This window comes from Alkalihalophilus sp. As8PL (assembly GCF_040939795.1).
Taxonomy (GTDB): Bacteria; Bacillota; Bacilli; order Bacillales; family Bacillaceae_D; genus Alkalihalophilus; species Alkalihalophilus lindianensis.
Genome location: NZ_CP162551.1, coordinates 155,223 through 178,016, shown reverse-complemented (window position 1 = coordinate 178,016; position 22,794 = coordinate 155,223). Strand labels below are relative to the sequence as shown.

Sequence of the window (22,794 nt, the reverse complement as noted above, 5' to 3'; positions counted from 1 at the left end):
CAGAGTAGGAGTTTGATTGGATGAAATGGACCATACTATCTACCTTACTAGTAAGCTTGATACTCGCAGGGTGTATGTTACCAAGTGAGCAACGAAGTGAAAATCAACTTGCTTATCCAGATCAGTTGCAGTCAGTAGAAAATGCAGCAAAGCAATTCCAGCAAGATACCGGTGTTCTACCCATTCGAAATTTTGATGAAACGACACCACTCTACCAACGTTATGTTGTTGATTTTAATCAGTTAGTTCCAAGGTATTTGCAACAACCCCCCGGTACTGCCTTTGAGAATGGGGGCGTGTTTCAGTACGTTCTTGTAAATGTAGAAGAAGAACCCGAAGCAAAAGTGATTGATCTAACAAGTCAACGTGAAATCCAACAATTTCAACAACGTATTAATGAGTATATGAGAAAGCATACTTATGCTCCAATTGACGAGATGGTTGATGTAGGACTATTTAAATTAGATCATGAAGCATTGAATTATAAAGAAGCTCCTCATGTGAAGAGCCCTTATTACGACACGTTATTGCCGCTGTTATATACGAATGATGGAGACATTGTCATCGATTACCGCATTGATTTGAATATGGCGTTAAATGAGTTTGAGCATGATTTTAACGAAGATGAGGATATTCGTTCGATTCTTGTAGATCATTTTCCTATTGTTCCGGTTCGATCTGTTCCATATACTCTTGATGAGAACGGCGAACCGATGTATAACGTTCGCCTTTCAAATAACGAATAAAAAATTGGTCTAAAGCCCCTTAACCATTGATATACATATCAAAGGAAGGGGCATTTTTTCTTTCTACCCCTTCTCGGCATTCATATCGAGGTCGGTCTAAACGAAGTAAACAAAAGACTACTGCCAATGAAATCATTCATTCTTCATTTCTTAAATCTTTTCAAAAGGTTGCTTAGAAGATGGATTTAAAAAATAAAATGCTTCTTTCCTGGCAGTTGTCATAAATTTTGGACAACATCATAGAAATGATAGTGTCTAAGTTTTACGGGTTTATGACTAATCTCATATCTTTACTTGATCGGGAGGGGATCACGTGGAAAAGGTTGATATTTTTAAAGATATTGCCGAACGAACTGGTGGTGATATCTATCTAGGAGTCGTAGGTGCTGTTCGGACAGGGAAATCGACATTTATTAAGAAATTTATGGAGCTTGTCGTACTCCCGAATATTGAGAATGAATCTGAAAAGGCTCGAGCTCAAGATGAATTACCGCAAAGTGCTGCTGGTAAAACAATCATGACAACAGAACCAAAGTTTGTACCGAACCAAGCTATTTCGATTCATGTAGATGAAGGGTTGGATGTAAATATTCGTCTGGTAGATTGTGTCGGATATGCGGTACCTGGAGCAAAAGGTTATGAGGATGAAAATGGGCCAAGAATGATTAATACTCCTTGGTATGAAGAGCCAATTCCTTTTCAAGAGGCAGCAGAAATTGGTACAAGAAAAGTTATTCAAGAGCACTCTACACTCGGAGTAGTTGTGACAACAGACGGCTCAATTGGAGAAATTCCTCGTTATGATTATATTGAATCTGAAACAAGAGTTGTTGAAGAGTTAAAAGAAGTTGGGAAACCATTTATTATGATCGTCAATAGTGTAAGACCTCATCATCCTGACACGGAAAATCTTCGTCGCCAGTTATCAGAGGAACATGATATCCCTGTTCTTGCGATGAGTATCGAGAGCATGACTGATCATGATATTAATAACGTCTTAAGAGAAGTATTGTTTGAATTCCCAGTACATGAGGTCAATGTGAACTTACCAAGTTGGGTCATGGTGTTAAAAGATGATCACTGGTTAAGACAAAGCTATGAAGAATCGGTTCAAGAAACGGTAAAAGATATCAAGCGTTTACGGGATGTCGACCGTGTAGTTGGACAATTTACGGAGTATGAATTCATTGATGATGCTAGGTTAGCTGGTATTGAAATGGGTCATGGTATTGCAGAAATTGACCTATACGCACCAGATGACTTATACGATCAAGTTTTAAAAGAAGTAGTGGGTGTGGAGATCAGAGGGAAAGATCATCTCTTACAATTGATGCAAGATTTTGCTCATGCAAAGTCTGAATACGATCAAGTAGCAGAAGCCCTAAGAATGGTCAAACAAACTGGCTACGGAATTGCAGCACCAGCTCTTTCGGATATGAGCTTAGATGAACCAGAAATCATTCGCCAAGGATCAAGGTTTGGTGTACGTCTAAAAGCAGTTGCACCTTCCATCCATATGATCAAAGTAGATGTCGAGTCTGAATTTGCACCTATTATTGGCACAGAAAAACAAAGTGAAGAGCTTGTACGCTATTTGATGCAAGACTTTGAAGAGAATCCATTGTCAATTTGGAATTCAGATATTTTTGGTCGCTCATTGAATTCAATTGTTCGAGAAGGAATCTCTGCTAAATTATCCCTCATGCCTGAGAATGCTCGCTATAAATTAAAAGAAACACTTGAGAGAATTATCAATGAGGGCTCAGGTGGATTGATTGCCATTATATTGTAAAAATGAGCACATCTTAAGCAAAAGGTTCCTTGATTTATAAGGTTCCTTTTGCTTTTTCTTTTCCTTCTATGCTAAGCTTTATATATATAATTGTTAGAAGAATCACTAAAAAAACCGTTAAGTTTTGGTTCTACGTTTTACATATATTTAGGTTTCGACAATGGATAGGTTTAAGGAGAGATAAGGATGAGTAATGAAAATCAATTTTTTGTCATAAAAGCAAAAGAAAATGGAGTGAATGTCATTGGATTAACGAGAGGTTCTGATACCCGCTTTCATCACTCTGAAAAGCTTGATAAAGGCGAGGTCATGATTGCTCAGTTTACTGAACATACTTCCGCTGTGAAAATTCGTGGTAAGGCAATTATTCAGACAAGCCACGGAACAATGGATACAGAAGAGTAAGGCAGGAGTGATTCCTGCTTTTTCTTATCCACCGCCTTTCTTAGTAAGGGATAGAAGAATAACTCACATTAAGTTTTTCATTCGTAGGATTATATAAATTATGCTATAATAGATTCCGGCTTAAGACATAACAAAGTGTAAGTAAAGGGTTACATTCGTTTTATTTAGATTGATGTGATTTGGAGGACGTGGTAATGGTGAGGATGAGTCAATTTAACGACAAAGTGAAGGAATTTAAAAAAAGCTTCAATAGCTTAACGAAGCACTCTTATTTAGAACGATACATACAGGTCCCAAATATAGATGAAGATAAATTGCGTTTTTTGTATGCAATGTTAAGTGAACATGCCACAAAAAAAGAAGCTAAAGTCTTTACGTTGTCAGCTTTACTTGTACAAGCAGCCTTAGATGTACATGAGGCCGTTTCTCTCCAAAAACTCCAATCAGATTCTACTCGTAAAAATCGTCAACTGACGGTGCTTGCGGGTGATTATTATAGCAGTCTTTATTATTATCTATTAGCAGAAGGTAAATATCATCCAATGATTCAAATCTTTAGTCGGTCTATCCAAGAAATCAACGAGCACAAAATGAACTTATATGATAAGGATGAACGTTCATATAACGAGATTAAATCAAATGTTGAGAAGGTTGAATCGATCCTTATGCAGAATATTGCACATTATTATGAGCAAACAGATTGGAAAGAGATCTTTAATGATTACTTCTATTTAAAACGACTGGTTAGAGAGAGAGAGCAATATAAAGTTGGTGAAAAATTGCCATTAATTCATTCACTCTATCAAGAAACAAAGCATCCTGATTTGATGATTGGTTTATGGGAACAAAAGATAGAGGAAGTTAAGGACCGCTTGTTAAGTACAAGCAAACGCCTTCATAAATTTGAAGGATTTATTATTGAGCATGTAGATAGATTAGTGTGCACAATAGAATACGATGAATTTTTAGCAGAAAAAGGGTGAATGTAATGAGTCAGACGAAAGAAGAGCGTGTTCACCAAGTCTTTGAATCCATATACAAGCGTTATGACATGATGAATTCGGTCATCTCGTTCCAACGACATAAAGCTTGGCGTAAAGACACGATGAAAAAAATGAATGTACGAGCAGGTGACCATGCTCTAGATGTGTGTTGTGGTACCGCCGATTGGACAATTGCATTAGGTGAAGCTGTGGGGCCAACTGGTAAAGTTGAAGGACTTGACTTCAGTAAAAACATGTTATTAATCGGTGAAGAGAAAGTAAAAGAAAATAAGCTACAACATGTCTCGTTAAGACATGGCAATGCAATGGAGCTGCCATATGAAGATGAATCATTTGATGTTGTCACCATTGGTTTTGGATTACGCAACGTTCCAGACTACATGCAGGTTCTAAAAGAAATGCATCGTGTCGTGAAAAAGGGTGGGAAAGTCGTTTGTCTAGAAACATCTCAACCTACGATTCCGATATTTAAAAACCTTTATTTCTTTTATTTCAGACGAGTGATGCCGGTATTTGGGAAGTTATTTGCTAAAAGTTATGATGAATATTCATGGTTACAAGAGTCAACGATGTCGTTTCCAAATCGAGAGAAGCTAGCTGACATGTTTCGTGAAGCTGGATTTGAACGTGTTGACGTTAAGGCCTACTCTGGTGGGGTGGCTGCTATGCACCTAGGAGTTAAGTCTAAAAATTAGTCAATTAGAATTGGAGCAGATATCGTGATTAGAAAGATAAAAATCATCTTAGAAATGATTAAATTTGAACATACTGTTTTTGCCCTACCTTTTGCCTACTTTGGAGCTATATTAGGTGGGTTTATTGTCAACGAAGCATGGCCCACCTTCATGCAATGGGTGTGGATTACGATTGCAATGGTCGGGGCGAGAAGTGCGGCTATGTCTCTTAATCGAGTGATTGATGAAAAAATTGATAAGTACAATCCAAGGACTGCTAATCGCGCAATTCCAGCTGGATTAATTTCAAAGCTTGAAGTGCTAGTCTTTATTTTTGTCTCCTTTGGAATGTTAATCTATGCTGCGTTTCAATTAAATCAATTAGCAGTCTATTTATTACCCTTAGCGGTCTTTTTTCTTGTTATTTATTCCTATACGAAGCGCTTTACATGGGCTTGCCATATTGTACTTGGAATTACAATAGGAATTGCCCCATTAGGTGGTTGGGTAGCTGTAACGGGTATTTTATCCATTGAAGCCTTTCTGTTGTTTGCAGCGGTTGCCCTTTGGACGGCTGGGTTCGATGTGATTTATGCTACACAAGATGCTGATTATGATCGTGAGCGAGGCCTTTATTCGATACCAAGTCGATTTGGCATTAGACGTGCACTTATTCTTGCTAAGTTATTTCATGTCATTAGTTTCTCCGCCTTTTTATCGCTGTTTTTGATTACGCCACTGGGTTGGTTGTATTTACTCGGGGTAATCATTGCAGGTGCAATCATGATTTATGAGCATTCGCTTGTTTCGGCCAATGACCTTTCAAAAGTTGGCGTTGCCTTCTTTACCATGAATGGCATTTTAAGCCTTGTCATGTTTATCTTTACCGTAGGGGATGTGTTACTATGGATGAACGCGTAAATCGTATAATGACTGTAGGTATCACGGGGGCGAGTGGGGGAATGTATGGAGTAAGACTCACTCAAGAACTCTTAAGACAAGAATATAAAGTCCATCTCGTATTGACGGAAGCAGCTTGGCAAGTGTTTAAGGAAGAGTTGCTTCTCGATACAAGTAACCGAGAAGCCGTTTTAGATCAACTGTTTTCTGAATTGCCAGGGGAGTTACACATACATGAACTTCATGATTATGCGGCTCCGATTGCAAGTGGTTCATACAGAAGTGATGGCATGGTCATTATTCCGTGTTCGATGGGTACTCTCTCCGGTATTGCTCATGGTGCATCCGGAAATTTATTAGAGAGATGCGCTGATGTTATGTTAAAGGAAAAACGTAAATTAGTCGTTGTCCCTAGAGAGACACCTTTACATGAGATCCATTTAGAGAATATGCTTAAACTGACAAAAATGGGTGCGACGATTTTGCCTGCAATGCCTGGTTATTATCATTTACCTAAGACAATTGATGATTTAATCAACTTCTTAGTTGGTAAAGCACTAGATAGTCTCGGTGTGGAACATGAGTTATTTACCCGCTGGGGGGAATAAAGATGTCATTAATTATCGGTGAGATTTCTTATACAAATATATTACCTCTTTATTATCATTTAGATCGTGAATCTTTAAGGGAACAAGGCTGTTCGATTATTCCTCAAGTTCCCTCACAGTTAAATAAAGCGATGTCAGATGGGCTTGTGGATGTTGGAGGGATTTCTTCATTTGCTTATGCAGAAAACACAAATCAATTTACGTTACTCCCAGACTTGTCTGTGTCAGCATATGAAAAAGTGGGTTCGATTTTTTTATTTTCTAAAGTACCAATCGAAGAGCTTTCAGGTAAATCTATTGCTCTTACGTCAAGTTCGGCTACATCTATCCATCTATTAAAGGTTATACTTGAGCGTTTTTATGAGCATACCGTTTCTTATGAAATGATGAAACCACATTTGGAAAAGATGCTTATGGACCATGATGCATGTTTGTTAATTGGCGATGATGCGATTATGGCAACATGGAGGAAAGCTGAAACTCTTTACCAATATGACCTTGCCTCCTTATGGGATAAGCACACAGGAATGCCTATGACATTTGCAGTCGTAGCTGTGAGAAATGATGCGATCGAACGCGATAGCCACTTAGTGGGTCAATTATATCGTTCGTTCATTCATAGTAAAAGTTTAAGCAAGGAAAAGAATTATCAGCCAATGATTCAAGATATCCTTAAAACCTACGGTGGTGAGAAGGTTTTTTGGGATGATTATTTTCAAGGGCTATGTTATGACTTTAGTAAAAGAGAACAACGAGGATTAGAGCTTTATTATCAGCTTGCTTATGAATTGGGCTACTTAAAAAAACCAGTAGAATCCATTCATTTGTGGGGAGCTGTCGAAAGCTAACCCTACGTAGTAAGGTGGACGAGATGAAACTAGCCGATATTTATTTAAAATTTCAATCAGACATAACCATTATTGAACAAGAGCTTGAAGCGACCGTACAAGCACGGCACGAGGTTCTTAGAGACGCCTCAACTCATCTACTAAAAGCTGGAGGCAAAAGAATTCGTCCCGTATTTGTCTTGCTTGCTGCTAAATTTGGACATTATGATATTAATGTCTTAAAAAACATTGCTGTTCCTCTTGAACTTGTTCATATGGCATCACTAGTTCACGATGATGTGATTGATGATGCTGAACTACGTCGTGGTAAAAAAACGGTAAAGTCACAATGGGATAATAAAGTAGCTATGTATACAGGTGATTATATTTTCGCTAAAGCCGTTGAAACGTCTGCTTATTTTGATGATCCACGTATTCACCAGATTCTTTCTAATACACTTGTTGAGATGTGCATAGGTGAGGTTGAACAGATTCGAGACCAATACAATTGGGGTCAAAACTTACGTAATTATTTTAGAAGGATTAAACGTAAAACAGCATTATTAATTGCTGTAAGTTGTGAGCTAGGCGCTTTAGCAGCTAAGGCTGACCCAAAGATTCAAAAGCATTTATATGAGTTTGGTTACAATGTTGGAATGGCCTTTCAAATAACAGATGATATTTTAGATTTTGTTGGGACCGAGAAACAATTGGGGAAGCCAGCTGGTGGGGATCTTCGTCAAGGGAACGTGACACTTCCTGCGTTATATGCTATGCAACATGATCCTGAGGCTGCGACACTTATTAAAGAAGTGTTAAAAGATGAATATCCAGGAACCTTTGATGTAAAACCGATCATTAAGGCTGTAAATCAATCAGGTGGGATTGAATATTCACTTAAAATGAGTGATCGTTTCCTGAAGAGAGCTTATGATGCCCTAAGTAAACTTCCTGATTCTGATGCTAATTTCTACTTTAGAGAAATTGCAGCTTATATCGGTGAACGTAAATTTTAAAGTAAAGAGAGCCTACAAGGCTCTCTTTACTTGTCTATACAACTGGAAATGAATACGTTTTATTGAATATTTCTGTAAAATAATGATTGAGAGTGTTTAGAATGTTTGCTATACTAATTAGGGCAAGTTATACATAGACTATAAGAATGAGGGTGTTTTTAAATGGAACGTACATATTTGATGATTAAACCTGATGGAGTGCAACGTAATCTTATTGGAGAAGTAGTCTCACGCTTTGAAAAGAAAGGGTTTACATTAGTGGGCGCTAAATTGATGACGGTTACAAAAGAGACAGCTGAAACTCATTATGCTGAACATAGAGAACGTCCTTTCTTCGGAGAATTGGTTGATTTCATTACTTCAGGACCTGTTTTTGCAATGGTTTGGGAAGGTGAAAATGTCATTTCAACTGCTCGTACAATGATGGGTGCTACAAACCCGGCAGAAGCTGCACCAGGGACAATCCGTGGAGATTACGGTGTACAAGTTGCAATGAACGTTATTCATGGTTCTGATTCAACTGAGAGTGCTAAGCGTGAAATCGGTATTTTCTTTGAAGATGCTGAATTAAATAATTATGAAAAAGTAGTTAATAAGTGGGTGTAACTATATATTCATAGGATTAGGTGCCTGTTCTGTTGAGCAGGTACTTTTTGTTGTTAACATCTTTTATTGTTAGGTCGATATAGAATATGAACTGATTGACATATTAAGGAGAAACTACATATGAATGCTGACTACCATTTATTCATTAATCAAGTAAAACGCAAAACTGGAATTGATTTAGCACTTTATAAAGAGGCTCAAATGAAAAGAAGACTAGAGTCACTCAGAGATAAACGTGGATTTGGAAGTTTTGAGTTGTATTATCAAGCTATGTCCAAAGATCAATCACTGTTTAATGAGTTTTTAGAGAGAATGACCATTAATGTGTCAGAATTTTATCGGAATAAGAAACGGTGGGAAGTCCTCGAGGAAAAGATTTTACCACGATTACTGAAAGAGAACACTCGTTTGAAACTATGGAGTGCAGCTTGTTCAACTGGAGAAGAACCTTATACATTAGCAATGGTTATGGCTTCGTTTATGCCTTTATCTCATATATCTATTCTAGCGACAGATTTAGATAAAGAAATATTAAAAAGAGCCAAAATAGGTTTATATACAGATCGATCGCTTAAAGAAGTACCCAAGGATGTTTTATCTTCCCATTTTATGAAAGAACCAATGGGTTACAAAGTGGTTGATGAGGTAAAAAGAACAGTCAACTTTAAACATCAAAATCTACTTTCTGATACGTTTGCTTCTCAATATGATCTTATCATTTGCAGGAACGTGATGATCTATTTTACAGAAGAAGCAAAGCATGAATTATATCAAAAGTTTAGCAATGCATTAAGACCAGGTGGGGTACTGTTCGTTGGAAGCACAGAACAAATTTTCCATGCAGAAAAATATGGATTTGAAACAGAGGATACGTTCTTTTATAAGAAAAAAGAAGAAACCAGCTCTTAATAGGATGCTGGTTTCTTCTTCATCTATTAATTGTTAATTGGAATCCATCTGTTTTTTAATATAAGCTTCTAGCACTTTGTCTTTTACTTCATTATAAGTTAATCCTGATTGTTTATTCCTTTCCTTCACTTCTTCAATATCAGTTCCAGTCTTTGTTTTTTTCTTCATATTGCCACACCCCTTTACAAAAGAAATTCCTATAGTAGTATAACCAATTTCCCTTTTTTCTAGCATTCTTTTCTCATGTAGTAGGAGGAGGAGTAACATCTGGTTCGAAAATTGCTTAGACTCGGACAACGGTTTTTGATACAATGACTAATTAATAACGAAATGTTCCGATTTTATCGAGACATAGAAGTTCATGCATGTTATAATTTAACGCATAAAAGCGATAAAGAGAGAAGGATTTGGAGGAGGAGACGAGATGAGATATTTAACAGCAGGAGAATCACACGGACCACAATTAACGACGATAGTTGAAGGGGTACCAGCTCAACTGGAGTTAGTAGCAGAAGATATTAATGTCGATTTGAGAAGAAGACAAGGTGGATATGGTAGAGGAAGACGAATGCAGATCGAGAAAGATCAAGTCCAAATTTTAAGTGGTGTTCGTCATGGAAAGACAACGGGTGCTCCCATTACATTAGTAGTGGAAAACAAAGATTGGACTCATTGGACAAAGGTGATGGGTGCTGAACCTTTAAGTGAAGATGAAGAGAAAGAAGTGAAACGTCAAGTAACCCGTCCACGTCCTGGACATGCCGATTTAAACGGAGCTATTAAATATGGTCACAGAGATATGAGAAATGTGCTCGAACGTTCATCAGCTCGTGAAACGACTGTTAGAGTGGCTACAGGTGCGGTAGCAAAAAAGATTTTACATACATTTGGTATTCAAGTAGGTGGACATGTATTAGAAATTGGGGGAGTAAAGGCACATGAGACCCAATTTGAGTCTATAAAAGATTTACAAGAACGTTCAGAAGCATCTTCTGTACGGTGCCTGGATAAAGACGCTGAAAGTGCAATGATCGAGGCCATTGATAAGGCAAAGCTAGAAGGAGATTCTATTGGTGGTGTAGTAGAAGTCGTCGTTAGTGGTGTACCTATTGGCTTAGGAAGCCATGTACATTATGACCGAAAGCTCGATGCGAAATTAGCAGCTGCGATCATGAGTATTAATGCGTTTAAGGGAGTCGAGATTGGTATTGGATTTGAAGCTGCTAGACGTCCAGGGAGTGAAGTCCATGATGAAATTCTTTGGAATGAGGAAGATGGTTATTCAAGAAAAACAAATAATTTAGGCGGTTTTGAAGGTGGGATGACGAATGGTATGCCAATTGTCATTCGTGGTGTAATGAAACCAATCCCAACTCTATACAAACCATTGCAAAGCGTTGATATCGATTCCAAAGAACCTTTTGCAGCAAGTATTGAACGTTCTGATAGCTGTGCGGTACCGGCTGCATCTGTTGTGGCTGAGTCTGTGATTGCTTGGGAAGTAGCCAATGCTCTTCTTGAAACATTTGGGCATGATCGTATTGAGGCAATTGATCAAAACATTAAGAGTCATAATGCACATGCGAGGGATTTCTAGTATGTCGACTGTCCGGATTACAACGAAGAGTCAATCGTATGATGTTGTCGTCCAAACTGGATTAAGACATCATGTATACGATCTTTTGAAGCAGAACGAAATAGGAAACCATTCATCTATCTTAGTCATAACAGATGAACATGTGTACCCGTTGTACGCTTCTGATGTGGTTGCTAGCTTTCCTGAAGATACTCGTATCTATACGGAAGTTGTTCCTGCAGGGGAAGCATCTAAATCGTTTGATGTTTTTAAACGATTGCAAGAGCGAGCCCTAGAACTGGGTCTTGATCGTCATTCTATTATCATTGCTCTAGGTGGTGGAGTGATTGGGGATTTAGCTGGCTTTGTTGCGGCTAGTTACATGAGAGGCATTCGCTTTATCCAAGTACCTACAACTCTCTTAGCACATGATAGTAGTGTGGGAGGAAAGGTTGCCATAAACTTACCTCAAGCTAAAAATATTGTTGGTGCTTTTTATCAACCTGAACTCGTTATTTATGATACAGAAATGTTACGTAGTTTACCTGAATTAGAATGGCGATCTGGTTTTGCGGAAGTTATTAAACATGGCTTTATACGGGATCATCAATTTTTAAAGTGGTTAACAGAACATGTTCATTCATTTGTGGACCTTCGGGACGATGTCTTGGAAGAAATATTGGTACGATCTATTGGTGTAAAGGCTGCTATCGTTAAAGAAGATGAACGTGAACAAAGCGTCCGTGCTTTCTTAAACTTAGGTCATACATTAGGTCATGCCATTGAAGCAGAATTAGGGTATGGGAAGCTTGCCCATGGAGAAGCAGTTGCGATTGGGATGGTTTTTGCTCTGCGTTTATCTGAGCAGAAATTCAAGATTGATTTACCCATTAATCAGTTGTTAGTTTGGTTACGTCAATTAGGTTATCAAACAACTATTCCTGATGGCCTTAAGCCACAACAATTACTCGCTTCTATGAAAAAAGACAAAAAAAATACTTCTGGTCATATTCGTATGGTTCTGCTTAAAGAAGTTGCAGATGTGGTTCTTACAGAAGTGTCAGACGAATTATTACTTCAATCACTAACATATGCAATTAAGGAGGGGTTTGATGGTCCGTGGAATTAGAGGGGCAACTACAGTAACAAGTAATGAAGAAGAAGAAATTCTAGAAGTGACCGAAGAATTAGTGAATGAGATTATCTCTCAGAACTCTTTTTTGCCTGATGAGGTCGCACAAGTTTTAATTACAGTAACTGAAGACCTTAGTGCAACATTTCCAGCTAAAGCTTTAAGGCGGTTCAAAGATTGGACATATGTACCTGTAATGTGTGCCACTGAAATTCCAGTACCGGGAAGTTTGGAAAAATGCATAAGAATTCTTCTAACTGTCAACACAACTGCTGCTCAAAATGAGATTAATCATATTTACATGCGGGATGCGATTAAACTTCGCCCTGACCTATCATCAACCAAGCGATTAGCACAATAGAGTTTTTCTGCATAAGGTGAATTTGTGTGAAAATTCGAAACAGATTGTAACCATGAGTGATTTACCCTTGACGAACCCTTTACTAAGAGGTTACACTAATAAAAATTGCGCATTTCATAACAGTATGAAGTGGCAACAGAGCCGAGTAAAGCTTCTTTGGGAGCAAGTAGAATTAGATGAAGAAGATACAATAAGAAATTTAACATAAAAATAGTTGAGTTGAGAATGAGTTGAGTTGAGAAGAGCCGAGTTATAGTTAGGGGTACATGTTTAACACCCTAGGACTCGTTGGTCTTAGGGTGTTTTTGTTGTACCTTAAAACCACTATCCCCTCTTTACCTCCTCTCATTCATTCCAAATATAGTAGGAGTGAGTGATATGAACTGCACAACCTTTACATCTTTTCAGCAAGCAGCACAAACTTATGATACGGTACCAGTGTTTAAAAGGTATTTTGCAGATGGATTAACACCTGTTCAGATTGCCTACCAGCTACAAGACCAATTAACTTTTTTACTAGAGAGTAAAGATGACGCATCTCCTTGGTCAAGATATTCTTTTATCGGCTTAAACCCAATGTATCAATTAATTGAAGAGAATGGTGATTTTAATACGTATACATCAGGAGATGAGAAAGTCATAGAAGCTAAGACATTCGAAGAAGCATTTGATCAAACCTTAAACCACATCAATGTTGAACCCCTTGACCTGCCGATCCCTTTTCGTGGTGGTGCAGTAGGCTTTATGAGTTTTGAAGCAATTGAATCGATTGAACCGTCGTTGAAACAAGAAAATTGCAACAATCAGCAACCGTCTTATCATTTCTTATTTTGCGAAACATTAATTGCCTATGACCATGTTAAAAAAGAATTAATGATCATCATTCATGTACCGACCAATCAGTCTTATGACCTTAAAGCTGACTATCAAAAAGCTGTTGAGCAAATCGATCGGTTGTTCGCTTTGCTTGAACAACCAACAGTAGGTTTAATGGTGCCTGCTACAACTGAAACGAGTGAGGAAGTATCATTTAACGGCATTACTTCTTCATACACAAAAACAAGATTTATGAATGATGTAGAGAAAATTCAAGAATATATTTTGGCAGGAGATATTTTTCAAGCAGTATTATCCCAGCGTTTTGAACTTCCTGTAACGGCTAAAGCGTTCGATATTTACCGAGTGCTAAGAATGGTTAACCCTTCTCCGTATTTATTTTACTTAAATATCGGTGACGTGGAAGTAGTTGGTAGTTCCCCAGAGCGTCTCGTTCAAGTGGCCGACAAACATGTAGAGATCCACCCGATAGCAGGAACAAGGCCAAGAGGAAAGACTGAAGAAGAAGACTTGTATCTTGCAGACGATCTTTTACAAGATGAAAAAGAGCGAGCGGAACATTATATGCTAGTGGATCTTGCGAGAAATGATGTAGGTAAAGTATCAAGCTATGGATCTGTTAAAACGCCCACATTACTTGAGATTGGGCGATTCTCCCATGTTATGCATATTATTTCTAAAGTAACTGGAGAATTAAAAGAAGGGATTACTCCAGTGAAAGCATTGATGTCGGCTTTTCCTGCTGGGACGGTATCTGGTGCTCCAAAGATTAGAGCTATTGAAATTTTACAAGAGCTTGAACCTACAAAAAGAGGTCTCTATTCTGGAGCCATAGGTTACATGAGTTATGATGGCAACATTGATTCTTGTATCGCTATTCGAACGATGGTTATTAAAGATCAGACAGCTTATATTCAGGCGGGTGCGGGAGTCGTAGCTGATTCAAAACCTGAGAGTGAATATGAAGAAACGAAAAACAAAGCGAAAGCATTAATACGGGCTGTGCAACTTGCTGAGAAAATGTTTGGAAATGAGGCGGTGGTTTCTAATGTTTAAGCAATTACTTCGTACATGTATGGAAGGTGCTACTTTAACAGAAAGTGAAGCTCAATTTGTAATGGATCAGATTATGGAAGGCAAAGCCACGCCAAGTCAAATTGCAAGTTTATTAACCGTTTTGCGTTTTAGAGGAGAAACAGTGGAGGAAATGGTGGGATTCGCCCGCTCAATGCGCTCACATTCATTAAGCATTCCACATGAGTTAACAGGTGTCGTTGATACATGTGGTACAGGTGGAGATGACTTGGGGACATTTAACATTTCCACTGCAACCGCTCTTGTTCTTTCTTCAATGGGAGTTCCAGTAGCTAAGCATGGAAATCGTGCTGTTTCTTCCAAGAGTGGAAGTGCAGATGTTCTTGAAGCATTAGATATTGATATTCAGAGTACACCAGAGCTAGCAGCGGAGTCTTTAAAAACTCGTCAATTGTGTTTCTTATTTGCGCCACTTTATCATCAGTCCATGAAACATGCTGTTGCTCCAAGAAAAGAAATTGGATTTAGAACGATTTTCAATTTGCTAGGTCCGATTACAAATCCAGCTCGTGCCCAACATCAACTAATAGGTGTGTATAATGAGGATTTTGCGATGAAAATGGCTCATACATTGTCTAATCTTGGAACAAAGCATACGGTTTTTGCTACTGGGGGAGAAGGTTTAGATGAGTGTTCTATTACAACGGAAACTACATTAATCGATGTCAAAGGGAACTCTATAAATAAGATGAAGATCACGCCTGAAGAGGTAGGATTATTGCGCGGAAAACTTGAAGATATTCAAGTGCAACATGCAACTGAAAGTGCGGAAGTGATCGAGCAAGTTCTAAAAGGAGAAGCAAACGCATCTGCCCAAGGGATTGTCACTTTAAATGCAGCTGTTGCTCTATATGCAGCTGATCGAGTCATGACGATTAAAGAAGGCGTTATGATGGTAAAAAAAGCAATTGATTCGGGTATTGTGTATGAAAAAGTGACTTTATTAAGAGCTGATCGGAGGCATTCACAGCATGCTTAAACAAATTATTGAGACAAAGAGGAAAGAATTAAAAGAGTTAGTGCAGCCAAATGAAATCAATGTATTGAGGAAATCACTTTACAAAGCATTAGCAACCCCAAAACGTTCGATCGGATTAATATCAGAAGTGAAGAAAGCTTCTCCATCTAAAGGGGTCATTAGAGAAGATTTTCACCCTGAGTTGATTGCTAAAGGGTATGAGGAAGGAGGAGCGGACGCATTATCCGTTCTAACTGATCAAGTATATTTTCAAGGGCATAGAGATTATTTATCAGCGATTAAACAATTGGTTGATCTTCCTATTTTACGTAAAGACTTTATCATTCATCCTATTCAAATTGAAGAGAGCGTTCGAATGGGTGCCGACGCGATTCTCTTAATTGCAGGTGTGATGCCTAATAAGGACCTAAAAAGACTTTATGAAGAAGCAACTGCAACTGGGCTGGAATGTTTAGTTGAGGTGCATGAAAAAGAGGAACTCGAGTCCCTACTTGAATTATTTACACCAGCAATCATTGGTGTAAATAACCGTAACCTAAAAACCTTTACAACAGATTTAACACAAACAGAATTAATAGGAGAACTGGTCCCTAAAGAAAGCCTTTTTGTTAGTGAAAGTGGAATTCACACATACGAAGACTTACAAAAAGTTAGAAATGCGGGGGCTAACGCTGTATTAGTAGGTGAGTCACTTATGAAGGCTGATACTCCTCAAAAAGGTATTCAAACATTATTTGGTGGTGAATCCGTTGAAGCCACTTCTTAAAATATGTGGAAACCATGATGAACGAGATGTAGAGACTGTGATCCATAGTGAGACAGATTACCTAGGATTTGTATTTGTACCTAGTAAACGACAGGTCACGATCGAAATGGTTGAAAAGTGGCTAGCGAAATGGCCTAATCGTAAACAGAAAATGGTGGCGCTGTTCGTTAATGAATCTGTAGACGTTATAAAAAATGTGGTCGAAACATTGCCTATAGATGTTGTGCAATGTCACGGAAATGAATCCCCAGAAGATCTAAAAGAATTAAAAAAACATCTAACATGTCCTATTTGGAAAGTGATTCATGCAAAAGATGATGCCCTCTTTTACATGAGGCAATTTAACGGCTTAGTAGATGGATATATTGTTGATTGTAAAGTTGAAGGTCATTGGGGGGGCACCGGTCAGACATTTGATTGGGAAATGATTCCTACGTTTTTAGCAGAAGGGGAAGCACAAAACGTTAAGGTGATGATAGCTGGTGGCGTCAGCCCTGATAATATTGAGAAGCTATTAAGCTATCAACCTGATGGCATTGATATATCGAGTGGTGTAGAGAGTAATGGTCGAAAAGATCGACATAAAATAGAGCAGATTGTAGAGAGGATGACCCGGAAATGAACACAACAACAACGGTTTACCCAGATAAACGTGGTCGATTTGGAGAATTTGGCGGGAAGTATGTCCCGGAAACACTCATGAGTGCAATAGAAGAACTAGAACAATCTCTAGATCTAGCAATGGATGATCCTGAGTTTATGGAAGCTTATAAAGATCACCTACGAGAGTTCGCAGGAAGACCTACTGCATTAACTTATGCAAAAAACATATCAGAAAAAATTGGTGGGGCATCGATTTATTTAAAGCGTGAAGATTTGGTTCATACTGGTGCTCATAAATTAAACAATGCCATTGGTCAGGCTCTCCTTGCGAAACGAATGGGCAAAACAAAAATTGTCGCAGAAACAGGTGCAGGTCAGCATGGCGTAGCTACTGCAACGATAGCCGCTCGTTTTGGATTATCGTGCAAAGTATTTATGGGTGCTGAAGATATGGAACGTCAAGCGTTAAATGTGTTTCGGATGGAATTGCTCGGTGCGGAGGTAGTGCCTGCTAATTCCGGGAGTAAAACATTAAAAGATGCTACCAATGAGGCCATTCGATATTGGGTCACTCATGCAGAAGACACTTTTTACTTAATTGGTTCAGTAGTGGGACCTCACCCATATCCTAAAATGGTTAGAGATTTTCAACGAATTATCGGAGATGAAGCACGGGCTCAATTTTTAAAACGTGAAAATAGATTGCCTACTGAAGTTATTGCATGTGTCGGTGGAGGAAGTAATGCGATTGGTACATTTTATCCATTTATTGAAGATGATGTCAGACTTATTGGTGTTGAGGCTGCAGGGAAAGGGGTAGATACTGATCAACATGCTGCTACCATTACACATGGCAGAAAGGGAGTTATTCATGGTTCATTAACTTATTTACTTCAAGATGAGGCAGGACAAATTACAGAACCCTATTCCATCTCAGCTGGGCTTGATTATCCGGGAGTAGGACCTGAACATGCATACTTAGCAAGTACAGGACGTGTGCAATATGATGCGGTTAGCGACCAAGAAGCATTAGATGCTTTAAAACTTTTATCAACAGAAGAAGGAATCATTCCGGCAATTGAAACGGCTCACGCATTGGCTAAAGCATTCGAAAGAGCAGAGCAATTAACGCCTCAAGATACAATCCTAGTTTGCTTATCAGGTCGAGGCGATAAGGATGTTCATACCCTAATGAAGCATTTTAAGGAGGATGAGTAATCATGAGTCAGCGAATGAAACGACTTACAGAAAAAAATAGCGGATTATTTATCCCTTTTATAACTGCTGGGGATCCGAACGCAGAAGCGACGGTTGAGATTGCTCTTATGTTAGAGGAGGCTGGTGCTGATCTCTTGGAATTAGGGATTCCCTATTCCGATCCTCTTGCAGACGGACCAACCATCCAAGAAGCATCTAAGCGTGCACTAGAAGGTGGGATGACACTTGAAGGAGCAATGAAGCTAGTTCCAATCATGAGAGAGAGAGGGTTAACAATCCCTGTGGTCGTCTTTACTTACTTTAACCCGCTCCTTCAATATGGGGAAGAACGGTTTACGCGAGTTGCCAGTGAAATGGGTATAGATGGAATTTTGGTGCCGGACTTACCATATGAAGAAAGCGAAGAATTAACAAATTTATGTGCAGAAAATGAGTTGGCGCTTATTTCCCTTGTGGCACCAACATCAAAAGCTAGGATTCAAAAAATCGCACAAAGAGCTCAAGGGTTCTTATATTGCGTTTCTTCATTAGGTGTGACAGGAGAACGGAAGAAGATTGATGAAAGAGTATATGAGTTTTTACAAACTGTAAAAACATCAAGTCCAGTTCCTGTAGCGGTTGGGTTTGGAATTTCTTCTTCCGAGCAAGTGAAGGAAATGCATAGCCATGCTGATGGAGTGATCGTAGGTAGTGCACTTGTTTCTGAAATCGCCAAGCACAAAGATGCATTAAAACATGAAAAAAACAGAAAAGATGCACTATTACAATTAAAAACGTTTGTCACCTCGCTCATTTCATCGTAACATAGAGAGAGAATACTTTCACAAGGTGAGGTGCTAAAGATGCAACCTAAAGCTCAATTACTTGGCTTGCCTTCTTATGAGCCAGGTAAACCAATAGAAGAAGTAAAAAAAGAGTTGGGTTTAACTAAGATTATTAAGCTTGCTTCTAATGAGAATCCGTTTGGGTCATCTCCTAAAGTTACTGAAGCGATAAAAGACGCCGCAAGCCAAACGGCAATTTATCCAGACGGTTATGCAAGGACTTTAAGGCAAGCTGTAGCAAAAACGTATCGTGTCAAAGAGGATCAACTTATTTTTGGAAATGGCTCGGATGAAGTGATTCAATTTCTATGCCGTACTTTTCTTGAAAAAGGGACGAACACAGTAACAGCCCATCCAACATTTTCTCAGTATAAGTTAAATGCTACGATTGAAGGGGCCAGTATTCGAGAAGTTCCTTTAAAAGATGGTGTTCATGATCTTGATGCTATGCTTGAGGCGATTGATGAAAACACTAAAATTGTTTGGGTTTGTAATCCTAATAACCCAACAGGAACTTATGTAAATAAAGAGGCGTTCGAGAACTTTCTTAATCAAGTTCCACCTCATGTGATCGTGGTCTCTGATGAAGCGTATTATGAATATGTAACGGCAGACGATTACCCAGAAACGATTCCAATGCTTGAGCGTTATAAGCAGTTAATCATTTTACGTACCTTCTCAAAAGCTTATGGACTGGCTGCATTAAGAGTTGGTTTTGGTGTTGCTAATAAGGAGCTTATTTCTTATTTACAACCTGTACGCCCACCATTCAACAATGTCTCATTTGGACAAATTGCGGCTGCTGCGGCGCTTTCAGATCAAGAATTTATTAAAGAATGTGTGGAGAAAAATAATACTGGAATGAAGCAATTAGAGTTGTTTTGTGATAGACACCGCTTAACGTACTATCCTTCCGAAACGAATTTCTTGCTCATTGAACTCGGACGCTCGGGTGATGAAGTGTTTAAAGCTCTGCTTAAAGAAGGCTTTATTGTGAGGTCTGGCAATCCGTTAGGTTTTTCAACGGCGATTCGAATCACGATCGGAAAAAAAGAGGATAATGAAGCACTATTTCAAGCGTTAGAGCGAGTATTATTACAAACACCTCTTACTACTACGCAACCTTCATAATGACAAATCGTCTTTCAAGCTAGATCTGAAAGGCGGTTTTTAGCATATGATGTAACTGTTATAGAAGAAGTGGACATGTCTTGTTTAGAAGGAGAAAAATATGAAACGGACGGCATTTATAATAGGATTAGGCTTGATTGGCGGTTCAATCGCCTTGGCCATTAGAAAAGAACATGATGTACATATAATAGGGTTTGATATTCATAGTGATCAATTAAAGATGGCACACTCTTTAAGGGTAATAGATGAATCCGTATCCTCGATAAAAGAAGGAGTTGCAAGGGCAGATTTAATTATTTTTGCAACTCCCGTCTCTCGCACGACCGAATTGTTAAAAGACTTGGTAGACTACGACATTAAACCAGGCGCTATTATTACGGATGTAGGAAGCACAAAGAGAAAAATTTATCAACAAGCTGAGTGTCTCATTGAAAAAGGAATTACTTTTATTGGCGGACATCCAATGGCAGGTTCCCATAAAAGTGGGGTAGAAGCAGCTCGTGCTCATTTGTTTGAGAATGCTTATTATATATTGACACCTAGTGAAGATGCCGATGCTAGAGCAATTATCCAGTTGCAAAATTGGTTAAAGGGTACAAAAGCAACTTTCATTGAAATGACTGCAGACCAACATGACCATCTCGCTGGTGCTATTAGTCATTTCCCTCATATTGTTGCAGCAAGTCTAGTCCATCAAGTAGCAAACTTAGAAGAAAAAGATCCGCTCGTATCTAGACTAGCTGCAGGTGGATTTAGAGATATTACACGAATAGCTTCGGCGAGTCCGGTTATGTGGAGGGATATCTTGCTTCAAAATAAAGATAGCCTTCTTCGTTTACTTGAATCGTGGATGCATGAAATGAAAAATGTGAAGACATTAATAGAAGAAGAAAACGAAACAGATATTTATACATACTTTGAAGAAGCAAAAGCTTTTCGGGACGGTTTACCTGTTAAGAAAAAAGGAGCTATTCCTTCTTTTTATGACTTATATGTTGATGTTCCTGACCATCCGGGGGTCATATCAGATGTAACAAGTATCTTGGCTCAACATAAGATCAGTATCACCAATATTCGGATTTTAGAGACGAGAGAAGATATTATGGGGGTTCTTAGATTAAGCTTCAGATCAGAGGAAGATCTTGACCAAGCAAAAATTCAGCTGCAACATCATATGTACGAAACATACCGTTTATAAGGGAGGATACTATGTCAAAAAAAGTTGTGCAATCCATAAATAATGGTTTGAAGGGACATATTCAGATTCCGGGAGATAAATCAATCTCTCACCGAGCTGTTATGTTTGGTGCAATCGCAAAAGGCAAGACGACCATTGAAGGATTTTTAAGTGGTGAGGATTGTTTAAGTACCATCTCTTGTTTTAAAAAACTTGGCGTTTCAATCGAACAATCTGGTGATCGTGTAACGGTGGATGGTAGAGGTTGGGATGGTTTAAGTGAACCAACTGAGATTTTAAACGTTGGTAATTCCGGAACGACAACTCGTTTAATGCTTGGCATCTTAGCGACGAGACCTTTTCATTCCGTCGTCATTGGTGATGATTCCATTGCAAAGCGTCCAATGTCCCGTGTAACGGACCCTTTAAAAGCAATGGGTGCTGAGATTGATGGGCGGGAAAACGGCAATTATACACCTCTATCGATACGTGGCGGTCAAACAAAAGGTATTTCATTTACTTCAACGGTAGCAAGTGCCCAAGTGAAATCAGCTATTTTATTAGCTGGCTTACAGAGCGAAGGGGTAACGACTGTAACGGAGCCTGCTCTTTCACGTGATCATACAGAACGTATGTTAGAAGCATATGGTGTCAAAGTGATTCGGGACGGGTTAACTGTTTCTGTTGAGGGGAGTCAATCCCTAAAAGCCAATCATATTATTGTACCGGGAGATATCTCATCTGCAGCTTTCTTTTTAGTAGCAGCAGCGATTGTTCCAAATAGCCAGGTAACTTTAACAGGAGTTGGCATGAATCCAACTCGCTCTGGGATAATTGATGTATTACAGAAAATGGGGGCCTCTTTAACGGTTACAAATGAAAAAGTAGTGGGTGGAGAACCAATTGCCGACCTGACTATTGAAACGTCCGAATTAAAAGGCGTTGAGGTTAGCGGAGAGATTATCCCCCGGTTAATTGATGAAATTCCAGTGATAGCTGTTCTAGCAACACAAGCGAATGGCAAAACCGTTATCAAAGATGCTGAGGAGTTAAAAGTAAAAGAAACGAATCGAATTGATACCGTGGTAAGTGAATTGACAAAACTTGGAGCTCAAGTAGAGGCGACTGAGGATGGGATGATTATTCATGGCAGTCAGAAGCTTACAGGTGGGGAAGTCGATAGCTATGGTGATCATCGTATCGGAATGGCTATGGCTGTTGCAGGCTTAATCTCAGAAGAAGAAGTATTGATAAAAAGAAGCGAAGCGATATCTGTATCTTATCCAACATTTTTTGAGGATATTGAGAAGCTTACTTTGTAATAGTTTAAGAAAGCTTATGATCATTATGATCATAAGCTTTTTAGTTAGAAGACAAAAAAGTCCCTAATTCGAAAATGTAAGCGTTTTCGAATTAGGGTTTAGCAAAAGCTACATATAGTATGGATAGGAGTGGAGAGAAACCATACGCTACTTTTATTATAACGATATGACGAGGAAAGTCAACAGATTAATTAAAAAATTCTAATTATTAAATAAAATCCCTTTGTTCTCTTTTTTTGATCCTTCTCATAGCTTGTCTATAAGTGAAAAAGTTGGGGAGGGATCA

General features: G+C 38.7%; 24 protein-coding genes. 23 read left to right on the top strand and 1 reads right to left on the bottom strand.

All coding sequences use genetic code 11. The features are described from left to right. The first annotated feature begins 20 nt into the window (after positions 1-20). From AB3N04_RS02160 to AB3N04_RS02110, 11 genes are all read left to right on the top strand, one after another. Positions 21-746 carry a hypothetical protein gene (locus AB3N04_RS02160; RefSeq protein ID WP_368504512.1) on the top strand — a complete coding sequence of 242 codons (726 nt, stop codon included), beginning with the start codon at positions 21-23 and terminating at the stop codon, positions 744-746. 313 nt (positions 747-1,059) lie between these two features. After that, positions 1,060-2,538, top strand: coding sequence for a stage IV sporulation protein A (gene spoIVA / locus AB3N04_RS02155; RefSeq protein ID WP_317120762.1), 1,479 nt, complete (start codon positions 1,060-1,062; stop codon positions 2,536-2,538). A gap of 186 nt (positions 2,539-2,724) precedes the next feature. Next, positions 2,725-2,943, top strand: coding sequence for a trp RNA-binding attenuation protein MtrB (mtrB, locus tag AB3N04_RS02150; protein WP_317120763.1), 219 nt, complete (start codon positions 2,725-2,727; stop codon positions 2,941-2,943). A 194-nt stretch (positions 2,944-3,137) separates the two neighbouring features. Then, positions 3,138-3,926, top strand: coding sequence for a heptaprenyl diphosphate synthase component 1 (locus AB3N04_RS02145; protein ID WP_368504511.1), 789 nt, complete (start codon positions 3,138-3,140; stop codon positions 3,924-3,926). A 5-nt stretch (positions 3,927-3,931) separates the two neighbouring features. Then, positions 3,932-4,642: a demethylmenaquinone methyltransferase gene (locus AB3N04_RS02140; RefSeq protein ID WP_368504510.1), complete on the top strand. Its 711-nt coding sequence runs from the start codon at positions 3,932-3,934 to the stop codon at positions 4,640-4,642. A gap of 21 nt (positions 4,643-4,663) precedes the next feature. Then, complete coding sequence (locus AB3N04_RS02135; RefSeq protein WP_368505974.1) at positions 4,664-5,542, top strand: UbiA-like polyprenyltransferase; 879 nt, start codon at positions 4,664-4,666, stop codon at positions 5,540-5,542. Next, entirely contained in the window at positions 5,527-6,129 is a 603-nt protein-coding gene (locus AB3N04_RS02130) for a UbiX family flavin prenyltransferase (RefSeq protein ID WP_368504509.1), read from the top strand. Before AB3N04_RS02135 ends, AB3N04_RS02130 begins: the two co-directional genes overlap by 16 nt. A gap of 2 nt (positions 6,130-6,131) precedes the next feature. Continuing rightward, positions 6,132-6,977, top strand: coding sequence for a menaquinone biosynthesis protein (locus tag AB3N04_RS02125; protein ID WP_368504508.1), 846 nt, complete (start codon positions 6,132-6,134; stop codon positions 6,975-6,977). 23 nt (positions 6,978-7,000) lie between these two features. Next, positions 7,001-7,972: a heptaprenyl diphosphate synthase component II gene (gene hepT / locus AB3N04_RS02120; RefSeq protein ID WP_368504507.1), complete on the top strand. Its 972-nt coding sequence runs from the start codon at positions 7,001-7,003 to the stop codon at positions 7,970-7,972. Positions 7,973-8,134: 162 nt separating this feature from the next. After that, positions 8,135-8,578, top strand: coding sequence for a nucleoside-diphosphate kinase (ndk, locus tag AB3N04_RS02115; protein WP_368504506.1), 444 nt, complete (start codon positions 8,135-8,137; stop codon positions 8,576-8,578). 120 nt (positions 8,579-8,698) lie between these two features. Further along, entirely contained in the window at positions 8,699-9,487 is a 789-nt protein-coding gene (locus tag AB3N04_RS02110) for a protein-glutamate O-methyltransferase CheR (protein WP_368504505.1), read from the top strand. A gap of 33 nt (positions 9,488-9,520) precedes the next feature. Here AB3N04_RS02110 and AB3N04_RS02105 read toward each other — a convergent pair whose 3' ends face one another. Continuing rightward, entirely contained in the window at positions 9,521-9,655 is a 135-nt protein-coding gene (locus AB3N04_RS02105; RefSeq protein ID WP_368504504.1) for a hypothetical protein, read from the bottom strand. 256 nt (positions 9,656-9,911) lie between these two features. Here AB3N04_RS02105 and aroC point away from each other — a divergent pair, with 256 nt between their 5' ends. The 12 genes from aroC (at position 9,912) to aroA (ending at position 22,508) form a co-directional block, all read left to right on the top strand. Further along, positions 9,912-11,084 carry a chorismate synthase gene (gene aroC, locus AB3N04_RS02100; protein ID WP_368504503.1) on the top strand — a complete coding sequence of 391 codons (1,173 nt, stop codon included), beginning with the start codon at positions 9,912-9,914 and terminating at the stop codon, positions 11,082-11,084. Continuing rightward, on the top strand, positions 11,068-12,192 hold the full coding sequence (aroB, locus tag AB3N04_RS02095; RefSeq protein ID WP_368504502.1) for a 3-dehydroquinate synthase: 1,125 nt from the start codon (positions 11,068-11,070) through the stop codon (positions 12,190-12,192). The genes aroC and aroB overlap by 17 nt, the downstream gene beginning before the upstream one ends. Further along, on the top strand, positions 12,176-12,556 hold the full coding sequence (aroH, locus tag AB3N04_RS02090; protein ID WP_368504501.1) for a chorismate mutase: 381 nt from the start codon (positions 12,176-12,178) through the stop codon (positions 12,554-12,556). Before aroB ends, aroH begins: the two co-directional genes overlap by 17 nt. Before the next feature lie 378 nt (positions 12,557-12,934). Beyond that, complete coding sequence (gene trpE, locus AB3N04_RS02085) at positions 12,935-14,449, top strand: anthranilate synthase component I (protein WP_368504500.1); 1,515 nt, start codon at positions 12,935-12,937, stop codon at positions 14,447-14,449. Further along, positions 14,442-15,467: an anthranilate phosphoribosyltransferase gene (trpD, locus tag AB3N04_RS02080; protein ID WP_368504499.1), complete on the top strand. Its 1,026-nt coding sequence runs from the start codon at positions 14,442-14,444 to the stop codon at positions 15,465-15,467. The genes trpE and trpD overlap by 8 nt, the downstream gene beginning before the upstream one ends. Next, positions 15,460-16,233 (top strand): indole-3-glycerol phosphate synthase TrpC, encoded by a 774-nt coding sequence (trpC, locus tag AB3N04_RS02075; RefSeq protein WP_368504498.1) that lies wholly within the window; start codon positions 15,460-15,462, stop codon positions 16,231-16,233. Before trpD ends, trpC begins: the two co-directional genes overlap by 8 nt. Continuing rightward, entirely contained in the window at positions 16,217-16,855 is a 639-nt protein-coding gene (locus AB3N04_RS02070; RefSeq protein ID WP_368504497.1) for a phosphoribosylanthranilate isomerase, read from the top strand. The genes trpC and AB3N04_RS02070 overlap by 17 nt, the downstream gene beginning before the upstream one ends. Next, positions 16,852-18,054, top strand: a complete 1,203-nt coding sequence (gene trpB, locus AB3N04_RS02065; protein WP_368504496.1) for a tryptophan synthase subunit beta — start codon at positions 16,852-16,854, stop codon at positions 18,052-18,054. Before AB3N04_RS02070 ends, trpB begins: the two co-directional genes overlap by 4 nt. A 2-nt stretch (positions 18,055-18,056) precedes the next feature. Further along, positions 18,057-18,857 (top strand): tryptophan synthase subunit alpha, encoded by an 801-nt coding sequence (gene trpA, locus AB3N04_RS02060; RefSeq protein WP_368504495.1) that lies wholly within the window; start codon positions 18,057-18,059, stop codon positions 18,855-18,857. A 39-nt stretch (positions 18,858-18,896) separates the two neighbouring features. After that, positions 18,897-20,009, top strand: coding sequence for a histidinol-phosphate transaminase (gene hisC / locus AB3N04_RS02055; RefSeq protein ID WP_368504494.1), 1,113 nt, complete (start codon positions 18,897-18,899; stop codon positions 20,007-20,009). Between the two features lie 100 nt (positions 20,010-20,109). Beyond that, positions 20,110-21,207, top strand: coding sequence for a prephenate dehydrogenase (locus AB3N04_RS02050; RefSeq protein ID WP_317120782.1), 1,098 nt, complete (start codon positions 20,110-20,112; stop codon positions 21,205-21,207). Between the two features lie 11 nt (positions 21,208-21,218). Further along, positions 21,219-22,508, top strand: a complete 1,290-nt coding sequence (gene aroA / locus AB3N04_RS02045) for a 3-phosphoshikimate 1-carboxyvinyltransferase (protein WP_368504493.1) — start codon at positions 21,219-21,221, stop codon at positions 22,506-22,508. Positions 22,509-22,794: the final 286 nt, after the last annotated feature.